The sequence below is a fragment of the Sporomusaceae bacterium genome (assembly GCA_031460455.1).
In the GTDB taxonomy this organism is placed as follows: Bacteria; Bacillota; Negativicutes; order Sporomusales; family UBA7701; genus Anaeroselena.
In genome coordinates, this window is record JAVKTQ010000012.1 from 52,081 (window position 1) to 65,709 (window position 13,629).

At 60.7% G+C, this 13,629-nt stretch carries 11 protein-coding genes; 4 read left to right on the forward strand and 7 right to left on the reverse strand.

The window, feature by feature from the left end; translation table 11 throughout:
• The first annotated feature begins 217 nt into the window (after positions 1–217).
• From RIN56_15695 to RIN56_15705, 3 genes are all read left to right on the forward strand, one after another.
• Positions 218–1,573 (forward strand): HAMP domain-containing sensor histidine kinase, encoded by a 1,356-nt coding sequence (locus RIN56_15695; protein ID MDR7868240.1) that lies wholly within the window; start codon positions 218–220, stop codon positions 1,571–1,573.
• A 119-nt stretch (positions 1,574–1,692) separates the two neighbouring features.
• Positions 1,693–2,370: a response regulator transcription factor gene (locus tag RIN56_15700; protein ID MDR7868241.1), complete on the forward strand. Its 678-nt coding sequence runs from the start codon at positions 1,693–1,695 to the stop codon at positions 2,368–2,370.
• Positions 2,371–2,585: 215 nt separating this feature from the next.
• On the forward strand, positions 2,586–3,812 hold the full coding sequence (locus RIN56_15705) for a flagellin (GenBank protein ID MDR7868242.1): 1,227 nt from the start codon (positions 2,586–2,588) through the stop codon (positions 3,810–3,812).
• Positions 3,813–3,872: 60 nt separating this feature from the next.
• On the opposite strand, the gene RIN56_15710 is transcribed toward RIN56_15705, so the two are convergent.
• From RIN56_15710 to RIN56_15740, 7 genes are all read right to left on the reverse strand, one after another.
• Positions 3,873–4,289 carry a hypothetical protein gene (locus RIN56_15710; protein ID MDR7868243.1) on the reverse strand — a complete coding sequence of 139 codons (417 nt, stop codon included), beginning with the start codon at positions 4,287–4,289 and terminating at the stop codon, positions 3,873–3,875.
• Positions 4,290–4,297: 8 nt separating this feature from the next.
• A complete protein-coding gene (gene fliD / locus RIN56_15715) occupies positions 4,298–6,217 on the reverse strand; it encodes a flagellar filament capping protein FliD (GenBank protein ID MDR7868244.1) in 1,920 nt (639 codons plus the stop codon).
• 31 nt (positions 6,218–6,248) lie between these two features.
• Positions 6,249–7,295, reverse strand: coding sequence for a flagellar hook-associated protein FlgL (flgL, locus tag RIN56_15720; GenBank protein MDR7868245.1), 1,047 nt, complete (start codon positions 7,293–7,295; stop codon positions 6,249–6,251).
• A gap of 11 nt (positions 7,296–7,306) precedes the next feature.
• On the reverse strand, positions 7,307–8,848 hold the full coding sequence (gene flgK, locus RIN56_15725) for a flagellar hook-associated protein FlgK (GenBank protein ID MDR7868246.1): 1,542 nt from the start codon (positions 8,846–8,848) through the stop codon (positions 7,307–7,309).
• 17 nt (positions 8,849–8,865) lie between these two features.
• Positions 8,866–10,344 (reverse strand): flagellar hook-associated protein FlgK, encoded by a 1,479-nt coding sequence (flgK, locus tag RIN56_15730; protein MDR7868247.1) that lies wholly within the window; start codon positions 10,342–10,344, stop codon positions 8,866–8,868.
• A gap of 3 nt (positions 10,345–10,347) precedes the next feature.
• Positions 10,348–11,706, reverse strand: coding sequence for a flagellar hook protein FlgE (locus tag RIN56_15735; protein MDR7868248.1), 1,359 nt, complete (start codon positions 11,704–11,706; stop codon positions 10,348–10,350).
• A 101-nt stretch (positions 11,707–11,807) separates the two neighbouring features.
• Positions 11,808–12,236 (reverse strand): flagellar hook capping FlgD N-terminal domain-containing protein, encoded by a 429-nt coding sequence (locus RIN56_15740; GenBank protein MDR7868249.1) that lies wholly within the window; start codon positions 12,234–12,236, stop codon positions 11,808–11,810.
• 358 nt (positions 12,237–12,594) lie between these two features.
• Here RIN56_15740 and RIN56_15745 point away from each other — a divergent pair, with 358 nt between their 5' ends.
• Positions 12,595–13,611: a beta-ketoacyl-ACP synthase III gene (locus RIN56_15745; protein ID MDR7868250.1), complete on the forward strand. Its 1,017-nt coding sequence runs from the start codon at positions 12,595–12,597 to the stop codon at positions 13,609–13,611.
• The last annotated feature ends 18 nt before the right edge of the window (positions 13,612–13,629 follow it).

The following is a 13,629-nucleotide window of genomic DNA, read 5'->3' on the forward strand; positions in this document are numbered from 1 at the left end:
TACCCGAGAGAGCCATAAATTATTAAACAAAGTCTTAACAATGGATCGCGAATTATTTGATGCGATGTTGGGTTGTTTTTATACGACCTCCCCCGTCCATGCCGTGGACGGGCTTTTTTTTGCATTTAGCAGTCCAATATAACTCAAAACAAAGAATGTGATAGTAAAATGCAAGTGATATCTTCGCCCGGCGGGCATCGGAAAATGGAGGCAGAAAATGTTTCAGAAGCTCCGTCTCAGGCTTACGCTTATTAACGCTGCCATCATTTTGACGCTTTTTCTTTTTCTTACGCTCGGGTCGTATTTTTTTTCGCAGGCAGATATGTCCAGGAGGGCTGATTTCCTGGAGAGGAGGCTAGTGGCGGATATACAGAGGGGGATGATAACCGATTTGCCGCCCCGGTTGCAAAAAGACGGACCCCCTAGTGGGCCGGAGCGTGACTCTTTAACCGGTGGTCCAGCGGACCCGCCTCCCCCCGGTTCGCCGTTGTCGGATTTCTTTTTTGTGAAGATATCGCCTGCGGGGACGATCGTTTTTCGGTCGTCCGGCCAGCCGCTGGCCGTCAGCCAACTGGAGGAACTGACGAAAGAAGCGATGCAATCCGGTAAGCCGCGCGGGAGAATCAATTTTGCGGGAAACAATTATAATTACCTGAAGGCTCAGCTGGAAGGTCAATCCGCAGGCCAAGCCGGCACGCTGGTTCTTTTTCACGACTTTTCGCGGGAAACGGGTATGATGGGGATTGTGCTGACGGCTTTGACAGGTGTTGGTTTTATCTGCGTGTTGCTTTCCTTTGGCGCCAGTTTCTGGATGGCGAACCGGGCCATGATTCCCATCCAAAAAGCGTGGCAGCAGCAGAAGGATTTCCTGGCTGACGCCTCTCACGAGCTAAGAACGCCTCTGACGGTTATCCGGACAAACCTGGACGTTGTGCGGGGAAGCCCGGAGGAGAGCGTGTCAAGCCAGAGCAAATGGCTGGATAACATCCAGGAGGAAACCGTCTCGATGGCGAAGCTTGTGGATTCTCTGCTTTTCCTGGCGAGGGTCGATTCACAGCAGCCGTTGCTCCTCAAGCGGTTTTTCTTTTTCGATGAAGCGCTGATGGAGGCTGTTAGTCCCTTCGAAGCTGTTGCGGCTGCCAAGGGGGTGTTTCTTAAGGTTTCTTCGGATACTCCTGTAGGTTATGATGGCGACGAGGCGCGGATAAAGCAGTTGGTAGGCATCCTGCTTGACAACGCCATCCGCCATACCCCGTCAGGCGGCGTAGTATCGGTAAGCCTGCTGAAGATAAACGCAAAAATCACGTTGTCTGTGGCCGACACCGGCGAAGGCATCGACGCGGCGGTTCTTGAAAAAATATTCGACCGTTTTTTTCAGGCGGATAATTCGCGGAGCGGCGGAAGCTCAGGGTTAGGCCTGGCTATTGCCAAGGTGGTTGCCGAAAGCCACGGCGGAAAGATAAGCGTGAGTAGCGCTGCCGGCGAAGGAGCGACTTTCGTCGCGGAGTTTCCCGATGGCGACACGGCAGCGACAATACCAAGACGAAGAGGGAAAAAGTTTAGCTTTTGTTAAAAAAACCTGGGTGACGTCCGGAAAATAAACATAATCTTAACATTGTGGGGCGAGTTAATTTGTGATGTCCATGGATGGATAATATCTCACACGGTTGTGGCATAAAAGGGACGTCATGAATGAAGGTATTGCTTGTCGAAGACGAAAACAAGCTGGTCGATGCGCTGTCACACTTGTTCAAGAAAAACGGCTTTGTGGTCGATGCCGCTCTGGACGGTGAAATGGGCATCGAGATGGCATGTACCGAAGCGTACGACGTGATTGTCTTGGACCGGATGCTGCCCTGCCGGGACGGTCTCTCTCTGCTCAAGGAATTCCGCGGGTTGGGGTACGATACTCCGGTGCTCTTTTTGACCGCGAAGGATTCGCCTGAGGAGCGGGCGGAAGGGCTGAACGCCGGCGCGGACGATTATTTGGTAAAACCGTTTTATACTGTTGAATTACTGGCGAGACTGCGAGCGTTGACCCGGCGGAAGGGCAAGGAATTGCAGGTAGACGTGCTGGCCACGGACGACTTTGTTTTCGATCCCGAGCGCAATCAGGTCATAATAAACGATAACGTTATTCATCTTACTTTCAAAGAAGCCCAGCTACTCGAATTGCTGATTCGCAACCATGGCCGCGTGGTCACAAAGGAGAGGATTGTCCAGAAGGTCTGGGGCTACAACGCCGACACGGACTTCACCACCGTTAATCTTTACGTGCACAACCTGCGCAAAAAGCTCAGTCTCTCCAATATCAAGACGGTGCGCGGCGTAGGCTATTATCTGCAGAAAGGCGGCGCGGTTACCTGCTAATTATCCCAAGTCCCGGCGAGAGCCGGGGCTTGATTTTTTCTGCACGCGGATTACTAAACAAATACTTAACATTGGCGCCCGAACATAAGGACAGACGACAGCGAAAGGAGGGCGCCGCCAATGTAACGGGACGCGTTATCCCCCCAGAAAAACCGGTTACCAAGGCAGAAGTGCTGGGCATGGAAGCCCAAGCAAAATTCAAGGAGGAAGAAAAAATGGGTATGATCATCAACCACAACCTCTCGGCGCTGAACACGTACAACCAGCTCAATCTCAACAACACGGCGATGAACAAGTCTCTGCAGAAACTCTCGTCCGGCTACGCCATCAACAGCGCCGCCGACGACGCGGCCGGCCTGGCGATTTCCGAAAAGATGCGCGGCCAGATCCGCGGCCTCGATCAGGCCAGCAGCAATTCCCAGAATGCCATCTCGCTCGTGCAGACGGCGGAGGGCGCCCTCGAAGAAACCACCGAGATCCTTCAGCGCATGCGCGAACTCGCCGCCCAGTCGGCCAGCGACACCAACACCGACGCCGACCGCGAAAGCATCCAGACGGAAATCGACGCCCTGGTGGAAGAGATCAACCGGATCGCCGATACGACCGAATTCAACACCAAGAAGCTGCTCGACGGCTCGATGGGCAAGGCCGTCGCCACCGCCGTCGCCAACGTGTCGACCAACGAGGCGCTTTACACCGGCACCGCGACCACCGATCTGCTGACCGCCCTTACCGATGTCGACAACAACTCGCTCGGCATTGTGTCCGGCGACACCATCACCGTCCAGTACATGATGAACGGCACGCTGGTGTCCAATTCCGTGACGGTCGCGTCCGCCACGGCGGTAAGCGACCTCGACGACGCCAACTTTACTTTGTCAGTCTCCGGCGGCGAGCTGCTCGCCACCGCGGCGGCCACGGGCACGACCAGCGCCGTATACGGCCTGACGGTCACCGTCGCGAACGCCAGCGGCGAGACCAAGACTGCGGCTACCAACGCCCTGTCGTCTTTCACCCAGACCACGGCGGCCGCCGATGTCCGCAGCGACGGTTCGGCTTCCGTCCTTATCGGCGCCAACACCGGGCAGAGCATCAAGATCAACATCGATACGATGGACGCCAGCGCCCTCGGCGTGCAAGGCCTCAAGGTCGACAGCTACGGCGCGGCCAATGTCGCCCTCAAGGTCATCGACACCGCCACTGCGACGGTATCGCAGGCCCGCTCCGAGCTCGGCGCCGTCCAGAACCGCCTCGAACACACCATCAACAACCTGACAACCACCAGCGAAAACCTGACCGCCGCCGAGTCGCGCATCCGCGACGTCGACATGGCGTCGGAAATGGCCACCTATACCAAGCTGAGCGTTATCAGCCAGGCGGCGACCGCCATGTTGGCCCAGGCCAACCAGCAGCCGCAGCAGGTGCTGACGCTCCTCAAATAACTGCCGAACGCACAAGGAAAGGACCTTGCGAATATCGCAAGGTCTTTTTTTTTCCGCTTTTTACGCTTTCACATTCAGGCAGTTGCCCCAGGCCATCACTTGCCATTTGTTGATGTAGCGGTTTTTCACCTGGCGCGTCAGGCGGCTGTTGTTGATCTCGGCGGCGATGCGCGCCCGCTCGGCTAAAGCTTGCTGCAGGACTTGGTCGCAGGCGCCGAGCAGTTCTTTCTGCCTGGCTTCGATGGCTCTAAATCTGGCGGCGAGCGAGCCCCTGAGCGGTCTGAGGCCGTCGTCAGCCAGCAGGCGGTTGACGGTGGCGAGTTCGTCGATCAGCGCGGCCCGCTCGCGGAGCAGGCGGCGGAGGCCCCGCATTTCCCGCTTGGCGACCACCAGCCGCTGTTTTTCTGTATTGGCGCCGATCCGCTCCAGGAGGGCGGCTTTCGTTTCCAGATAAGCGGTCATTTCTTCCCTGTTCATCTTATTCGTCAACTCCCGTCGTCGATGTAGGATAGGAGGGCTGTGAGCTGGGTGTTCATCTCGTTGATATACGTCTCCAGAGCGGAGTATTTCGCGTACAGGCGCTCCTCGTAGTCATTCAGCCGGTCCTCCTCTGCGGCGAGCGCCTTCTGGTATTTACCGATCATCTCGGTCAGCGCGTTGTCGGTTTCCGAGGTGTCGTTCTCCGCCCCCGCCTTTTCGAGCAGCAGGCCTTTGCTGCCGCCGGTGTCGCGGACGGTGGAGGTGTATTTGGCGAGCACGTCGTAGAAGCGGTACGCGATCCCTTCTTCGCTGTAGCGGGTCGCCAACTGGGCGGACGAGAGTTTGCGGACGGTGGCCGTTCCCTTGTAAGTGGCGGACTGCTGGGCGAAGAGATTCATGATTCCGTCGGGGTCGCTCTGCAGTGCTTCTTTCAGCGCGTCCTCGTCGATATAGAGCTTGCCGTTCTCCTCGTAGCTGCCGGTGTCGATGCCGATGCTGAAAATGCTTGCGGAAACGCCGGCGATGGCGTCGACGATGCTGGACCGCAGCTCGCTCAGCAGCGACTTCAGCAGCGCGTCGTTCTCGAGCAGCCCCGTCTTGGCCGTGGCCTCCCAGTTTTCGATCTCCTCGTCGGTCATCGCGGCCTTCTGGTCGTCGGTGAGCGGCGGGTAATCGCTGTCGTAGTCCGCGGACAGCTCGCCGTGGATCGAGTCGATCAGGGCGTTGTAATCGTCCACGAAGCCGCTGATGAGCTCGTAGACGCCGTCGGTGTCCTGAGTGAGGGTGACGGTGGCCGCTTTGTCGGTGACGGCGTTTAAGGTGTAGGTCACGCCGCCGGTGGTGACGGTATTGGCGCAGCGGGTCATGGCCTGCCCGTCGATCGTCAGTTTGGCGTCCTGGCCGTCGGTCGTGACGCTCAGTGCTTTTGTCAGGAAGTCGCTGCCGTCGCCTTCGCTAATCGCCAGCAGGTTGCCGGCGCCGGTGGCGTCGGCGGTCAGCGCCAGCTTGCCGGTGGTCTCGTCGTACGCGAGCGTCGCCCCGCAGTCGGCGTCGTCTATTTCCGCGATCATTTCGCTGAGGGTGATGCTTTTGTCGAAACTGAAGTCGGCGCCGTTGATGGTCAGGTCCACACCGTCGGCGCTGTTCAGCGTAATCCCCAGGTAGTCGGCGATGTCTTCCATCGTCGCGGTCGACGCCGTCAGTCGGTTGGAAAGCACGGCGCCGTTGGCCGCGACGAACCCGAGACCGGACAGGCCGCTCTCGCCGGAGGAGGGGGCGCTGACGGATATCGCCTGCACGCCGCTGTCGGCGGCGGTGATCGTCAGGACGCTTGCCCCGCCACTGTTCATTACGGCGCCGACAGTCAACTTGCCGTCGCCGACCGCCTCGTCCACCGCGTCCTGAAGAGAATCGAGGCCGGTCACGCCGCTCAGGTCGACAGTATACGCTGTGCCGTCGAGCGTCAGGACGATGCTCTTGCCGTCCAGGTCATCGTAGCTGGCGGCCACGCTGCCCCGCACAGCGGCGGAGATGCTGGCGCTGCTCGCCCGGCTGGCGGCGGCGGCCAATTGGCTGACCGTGACGGTGTGGCTGGCGGCGGTGGCGGCGCTGGTGTAGCTGGCCGCTACGTCGCTGCTTGACGAGGTGACGGTGAACTGTTTGAAGTTCTTGGCGCTCAGGAGGCTGGTGGAGGAGGTGAGGTTGAAATACTTGTTGGCGAAGGACTGGAGCTCGCCGATGACTTCCCGGTAAGCCTCCTGCCGCCAGGCGGCCAGTTGCTCCTTCTGCTGCAGCTTGTTCAGCTTCTTTTCCTTTTCGGCCGCCATGAGCTGCTCGACGATCGAATCGACGTCGAGGCCCGATGCTAACCCCGTGATCCGCGTCGTCCCGTTGACGGTGGTTGACGTGATGCTGCTGCTGGACATCGTGATCGCCTCCTGCGTTATCCGTGTTTTCCTACGCCATATAATCCACGAGCGTCTTGGTGATCGCCTTGGCCCCTACCGACAGCGACGCCTGGTAGACAGTCTGGGCGGTGGCTTCTTCCATTGTGGCCGTGCTGATGTCGACGTCCTCGTTTTGGCTCATCAGGGTGGTGTAGGTGGTATAGTCGTTGCCGAGACGCTCCGCCACGCTGTTGACGTAGTTCATGCGGGCCCCGAGGGTGGCCTGGATGGTCGTTATCTTCTCCCGGTTGACGTCCAGGTCGTCGAGCAGGTCGTCGATACCGTCGATGGCGGCGGTGGTAACCATGCCGCTGCCGGCGTCATAGGTTTTATAGCTTGTCTCGCCGTCGAGGGCGAGGAGCAGTTTGGCGAACGTGTCGAACAGGTTGCCGGCGCCTTCGCCCACGACGTCCTGACCCTCGATGTTGACGGTTACTTCGTTGTCGAAGCCGATGTTGTACTTGATCGAATGGGCGGACGCGGTCGTGTAGCTGTTGGCGGCTTCGGCGGCGTAGCAGGCGCTGATGTCCGCGTCGGCGACGGAGGACGGCACTACGCCGCACAGGCTCAGCCAGCCGCCCTTGAAGGCGGCGGTGTCGCCGACGGTTGTCGATTCCAGCGCGTAGGGCGGTTCGGCGGTGTTGAAGCCGGCGAACACGTATCGATCGCCGTAGGCGGTGTTCATTATCTCGATCGCCTGGTCGCGAAGCTCGGCGATCTCGGTTTTGATGTCGGTCAGGTCGCTGTCGGTGAGTGTGCCGCCCGCAGCTTTGACGGTCAGCGTCCGTACCTGGGTGATGACGTCGTTGAGGGTGTCGAGCGCGCCTTCGGTCACCTCCTGCCAGGAGGCGGCGTCTTCGGCGTTTTTCTGGAACTGTTCGATCCTGGCCACGTAGTTGCGGTATTTGATCGACCGCGTCGCGATGACCGGGTCGTCGGAGGGCAGGGAGATGTTTTTCTCCGACGAGATCCGCTCCTGGGCCTCATTCAAGCGCCTGGCGGAGCTGTTGATATTGCGGACGGTGTTGGCGATCATCATGCTGTTGGTGATCCGCACTCCTATCCCTCCTAATCGGACACCATGTTGATGGTTGTCTGGTAGATTTCGTTCCAGGTGGTGACCATCGCGGCCGACGCCTCGTAAGCCTGCTGGTACTTGGTCATATAGGCCGTTTCCTCGTTGGTGGAGACGCCCGCGACCGAGGACCGGCTGTCGTCAAGGTAGGCGACGAGGTTGGCCTGCACGTCGCTTTGCCGCGAGGCGTAGGCGGCGGTCGTGCCGAGGGTGGCGATGATGGAGTTGTAGTAGTCCTCGGGCGAGCCGCTGGCGAACATGCGGGCGTCCTGGCAAATACTGAGCAGGTCGTCGCTGTTCTCGTTGTTGCCTTCCTCGCCGCCGGCGGACGAAGCCGCGATCGCGGCGAGGTCTTGCTCGATGTCTGCCGACAGCGAGATACTGGCGGCGGTTATATTGGCGTAGACCGCGTCGGTGGTGGCGCCGCTCGCCATCAGGTCGGCGGACGACAGGCCGTCGCAGGAGAAGAAGCGGATACCGGTCGTGGCGTCGGCGCCGTAGCCGGCGGCGTGGCCGCCGTAGTAGCTGCTGCCGTCCTTGTAGATGCCTTCGTTGAATGCTTTGGCGAATGTGCCGGCGAAGGTGTCGAGCTGCGCTGCGAAGTAAACGATCCCTTTGTATTCACCGTTCGTGCCGCTGCCGTCGCGGAGGTCGAGGTACGCCTTCAGCGAGCCGTTTTTGCCGGCCGCGAAGGCGTCGCCCGAGCCGGCCCAGCGGATGCCGTACATGCCGTACGCCGTACCGCCGCTGACGGTGTAGCACTCCAGTTGGCGGGCGTTGTCGCCGCTCACCAGGGCGATGCCGTTGACCGCCACTGTGTAGGCGGTTATTTCCGTGCCGTCGGCGGCTGTGCCGGTTTTGGTCTTGGTCACGGTCACGTCGGTCAGGGCGGAAAGCTTGTCGATCAACAGGTCGCGTTCGTCGCACAGCTCGTTGGCGGCGGCGCCGTTCGCGGTCGCCACGCCGATGCGGTGGTTGAGATCGGCGATCTGGCGGGCGTAGGAATTGATCTGGTCGACCGCGGTGTTGATTTCGGTGTTGATATCCTGCCTGAGTTCGCTGAGCTGGCTGGCGGCGTTGTTGAGGTATTCGCACACCGCCCGGCCCGTTTCGCGCACCACCGTCCGGGCCGATGTGCTGGCGGGGTCGCCGGACAGCGTTTCCAGCGCGTCGTAGAACTCGTCCATCGTGGTGTTGAACACATCGTCGCTTGATGAGGTGCCGAGAACTTCCTGCAGTTCTTCCAGATAACCCGCTTTTGTTTCCCAGGTGCTTAGGGCGCTGTTTTCCTGCCAGTATTTCTGGTCGAGGCGGAAGCTGCGGATGCGGTCGACGCTGGTGACCTCGGAGCCGGCGCCGACCGTGCTCTTGCTGCTGTAGACCGCGGCCGGGCCGACGGAGAGCTGGGTCGCTGTCTGGCGGGAATAGCCGCTGGTGTTGACGTTGCTGATATTATTGGTTGTCACCGACAGCCCGGCCTGGCTGCTTGACAGGCCGCGGTTGGCGATGCTCAGTCCTGCGAAGGTCGAAGACATGCGGGCTACCTCCTTTATTAGCCGAGTTCGCTGATCATTTCGCCGAGCAGCGAGTCGAGCGTGCTGAGCACTCTGGCTGCGGCGGTGTATGCCTGCTGGTACATGAGCATGTTGGCCATCTCCTCGTCCATGGAAATGCTCATGGTCGCCAGCCGTTCATTGTCCACCTGGGTGGTGAGGGCCGACTGGGTGTCGTAGTTGGTCGCCACGTCGTCGCCGGTCGTTCCCAGCCAGGAGATGAGGTTTTCGTAAAAGTCGCCGATATCGACCGCTAGGCCGCCGTACTTGTAGCAGTCCTCGCCGGCCAGGGCGCAGATGGCGTCGGCGACGGTGTTGTCGCCGGAGGCGTCGCTGCCGGCGGCGGCTAGCTTGTCGGGGTCGTCGGCGATGGTGGGGTTGATCTGAATGTTGGTGATGCTTAGAGGCTTGCCGGAGTCGACGACGGTGAAGAAAGCCTCGCCTGCGTCGCCGTTCAGGTTGTAGCCGGCGCTGTGCAGTTCGTTTATTTCGATGGCCAGGGTGGTGACGAGGTCGTTGATGCCCTGACGGAGGTTGCTGATCGAGCTGGTGGCGCCGGCGGTGAAGTTATAGGGAAGGTCGGCCGCGGTTATCGCCGCGTAGCCCGTTTGGTCGGCGTCCTCCAGGTAGGCTTTGATGCTGCCGCCGGATATCTGCGTTTCGTAGCCGGAATCCGCCCAGGTTATCTGCAGCGGGCTTGTTGTCCCGCCGTCGCCCGTCACCTCCAGGGTGTGGCAGGTGGCGCCGGTCACCATCGTCATGCCGCCGATGGATACCTTCACCGAGCCGTCTTTCTGCTCGGCGGCCGTTATGTTGGCCAGGGCGCTCATCTCGTCCAGCAGGGCGTCGCGCTGGTCGCGCAGGTAGCTGGCCTCGCCGCCGCTGACTTCTTCGGCGACGATCCGGCTGTTCAGGTCGGCGATCTGGCTCGCCAGGTCGTTGAGGCTAGCTACCCCGTCCCTCACCCCGCTGACCGCGTCTGCCTGCAGCTGGCGGAGTTGGTTGTCGAGCGCGCTCAGGGCGCCCAGGAGGGAGGCGGCCGCCTCGGTGACCGACTGGCGCTCGGTGGCGCCGGCGGGGGTTTTGGCCAGTTCCTCCCAGGCGGTGAAGAAATCATCGACCATGCCCTGCAGGCCGTCGGTCGACGTTCCGTCCTCGGCGGCGAATTCGCTGATGATTTCCTGCATGTATTCCAGGTCGCCGTTTTTGACCGACCAGTAGCCGGTTTTGGCGTTCTGCTGGCGGTAGGTGCTGTCGAGCAGTTGGTTGCGGGCCCGGTTGATCTCGGCCACGCTCACCCCCGACCCCACCGACGGGCCCACGAGCTGGTCGGTCGTTTTTTCGGCGGCGGCCACACGCACGCGCGACGCGCCGGTGGTGTTGATGTTGGCGAGGTTGGCGCCGGTGGCCGTCAGGCCGGCCTGATTGACGTACATGCCGCTGTAGGCGATGCTGTAAGTGCCGAAGGTCGAGGTCATGGCTTACACCATCTGGATGACGGACTGCAGCATCTCGTCGGCGGTGGATATGACTTTGCTGTTGGCCTGGTAGGCGCGCTGGCTGATCATCATTTCGCTGAATTGCTGGGCGAGGTCGACATTGGACATCTCCAGCGTGCCGGTGCTCAGCGCCCCCGAGCCGCCGCTGCCGGCGACGACGCCGCCCGTAAAGTTGCCCGAGTTGGCGGTCACGGCGTAAAGGCTGGCGCCGATCTTCTCCAGGCCTTCCGGATTTGTGAACACCGCCAGGGCGATCATGCCCAGCGGCTGGGTCTGGCTGTTGCTGTAAGTGCCGATGATCGTGCCGTCCGAGGAGATGCTGATGCCCTGGAGTTCGCCGGCCGCGTAGCCGTCGTCGGCGGTGCCGGTGACGGCGGCCGTGGTCGTGGTGGTGTTCTGGAGGATGTTGTTCAGGTCCATGTCGACGGTGAAGGCGGCGGTGCCGAGAGAGGCGGCCGGGGTCAGCGTAAGGGTCGGGTCGGTGTCGAATGTGTAGGTGGTGGCGCCGCTGGTGACGGTGCTGACCATCTGGCCGCTGCTGTCGAAGGCGACGTAGCCGCTGGCGGGGCTGACCGTCAGGTCGTCGGAGGTTATCGAGTAATACCAGCTGGTCGTATTTGTGGCGGTGTCGACATAGCACTTCTTCCAGTTGATCTTGATGCTGTGCTCGTTGCCGAGGGCGTCGTAGATGTTGTCGACCGTCGTCGTGCTGTCGTAGGTCGTGACGGCGCCGATCGTCTGCAGTGCGGTGCCGGAGGCCGTGGCCGAGGTGTCGAGGTTGCCGCTGAGCGTCAGGCCGGTTGTGGCTTTGGCGGCGATGACTTTTTTATTGCCGTTGTAGCTGTCGGAGTAGAGGTTGATCGCCTCGACGGCCTTGCTGGTGTTGTAGACGTAATCGCCGCTCGCGGCGTCGACGTCGTAATCCTGCCAGCCGCAGACTTTATAGCCGTTGACGGTAAGATTGCCGCCCTCGTCGACGCTGAAATTGCCGGCGCGGGTGAACTGGTACTGCCCCGACGAGCCGCCGCTGACGATGAAGAACCCGCTGCCGCTGATCGAGCAGTCGGTGTCGACGCCGGTGGACTGGGTGCTGCCGGTCGTCATGATGGTGTCGGTGCTGGAGACGCCGACGCCCAGGCCGAGCTGGATGGCGTTGGTGCCGCCCTTGTTTCCGCTGGCGCCGGTGGCGCCGCTAAGCGTCTGGCTGAGCACGTCGCTGAAGCTGACCCGCTGCTGTTTGAAACCGGTGGTGTTGACGTTGGAAATATTGTTGGCGATAACGTTGAGGCCGGTCTGCTGTGATTTCAGGCCCGAAACCGCCGAGAAGAACGCGGACATCATGATGGTATTCCTCCTGATACACTATTTCGTCTGTCGGTCGGAAATAGTCGTCAGCCTCTCCGCGCGGGGTCCGGCTGAGCGGTGTGCGGTATTTCCCGGCGTTACGCCGTGGCGCTGTCCGTGGCGGCGGCGCCGACTTCGTAGACCGCCGAGAGCTCCACGGAGGCGCCGTTCACGACAACATAGGTGGCGCCATTGGAGGTCATCACCGAAGTGACCGTGCCGGTGGCGGTCGATGTGTCGCCGGCCGCATCGGTGACGGTGTAGGCGACCTCCCGGCCGATCATGCTGAAGGCGGAAGTGTTGTTGATCGCCGCGCTAATCTCGTTCATCTGCGACAGGGTGCTGAGCTGGGCCATTTGGCTGATGTATTCAGTGCTGCTGACCGATTCGGTGGGGTCTTGGTACTTCAGTTCCGCTGACAGGATTGTCAGGAACGAATCGTAGTCGAGGGCGTTATTGCTGGATTCGCTTGTTGTACCGGCGGTCGTCGCGGCCGAGTTGAGCAGGCTGGAAATCGCTGTGCTCATGCTGTAAATCCTCCCTATTGCTTTGAGTGACTCTTCGTCATCCTTGCTTTCGCGGCGGAATGTTAAGTTTTTGTTTAGTAAAGGGCTCAGGGGTGGAGTTGGCGAAAAAAAAGAAGCTCTCTGAGGAAGCTTCCAGGGGAACTGCCGTTTATTTGCTAAGCGACTGTACTTCTTAGAGGCCTTGTCAACGGGGTGATAATGGGATTGAAGAGAATCCCGATGGAATCTTTGTTTTGCCGAGGGCCAACCGGGATTGCGGTTGCTATATTTGTCGCAGAATGTCTTTTTTGCAGGAGCTTTCGTCCATTATACAGAAAACATGGTAAATACGACAATTCGCTTGGGATGTGACGCGCCGATGTTCTCCGCAGGTTTGAAGGCCGCAATAGCCGGAATAGGCATATACCTCCCGGACAAGGTTGTTACGAACGATGACCTGGCGGCGCGGGTGGATACCTCCGACGCCTGGATCCGGGAACGGACCGGCATCAGGGAACGGCGGATCGCCGCGGATACCCAGGCGGCTTCGGATCTCGGCACGATTGCCGCCGCCAGGGCGATCGAGGATGCCGGGGTCGCGGCGGGGGAAATCGATCTCGTCATTGTCGCTACGGCGACTGCCGATATGCAGTTTCCCGCCACCGCCTGCATCATCCAGAATAATCTCCGGCTCGAAAATGCCGCCGCCTTCGATCTGACGGCCGGCTGTACGGGCTTTATTTACGCGCTGGCGGTGGGCAGCCAGTTTATCGGAACAGGCCTTTATCGCACCGTGCTGGTGATCGGCGCCGAGGTATTATCGAAAGTCACCGACTGGACGGACCGCGAAACCTGCATTCTGCTTGCCGATGGGGCCGGGGCCGTCGTTTTGCGGCCCGCTCAGCCGGGGTACGGCCTTTTGGCGGTAAAACTCGGGGCCGACGGTTCGGGCGGCAGACATCTGCTGCTGCCGGCCGGCGGGTCGCGGCTGCCGCATACGCCGCATACGCTGGCCGCAAAGCTTGATAAGCTTCATATGGATGGCCAGGAGGTCTTCCGTTTTGCGATGAGGGCGCTCCCGGAGGCTACGCTGCAGGCGCTGGCCGCCGCAGGCATCCCCAAGGAAGAGGTCGCTCTCGTCGTTCCCCACCAGGCGAACGGGCGCATCATCGAGGCGGCGGCCAGGAGAATGGACGTGCCGATGGAAAAGTTCATGATCAATCTGGACCGATACGGCAACACGTCGTCGGCGTCCGTGCCGATCGCTCTCCACGAGGCGCTGGAAACCGGCCGCCTGAAGGACGGCGATATCGTGGCTCTGACCGCTTTCGGCGCCGGACTGACCTGGGGGTCGGCGATCCTCCGCTGGCAAAGTCGGGCCGGACGCGTTAGCTGAGAGAGGGGAGGGTGCGAT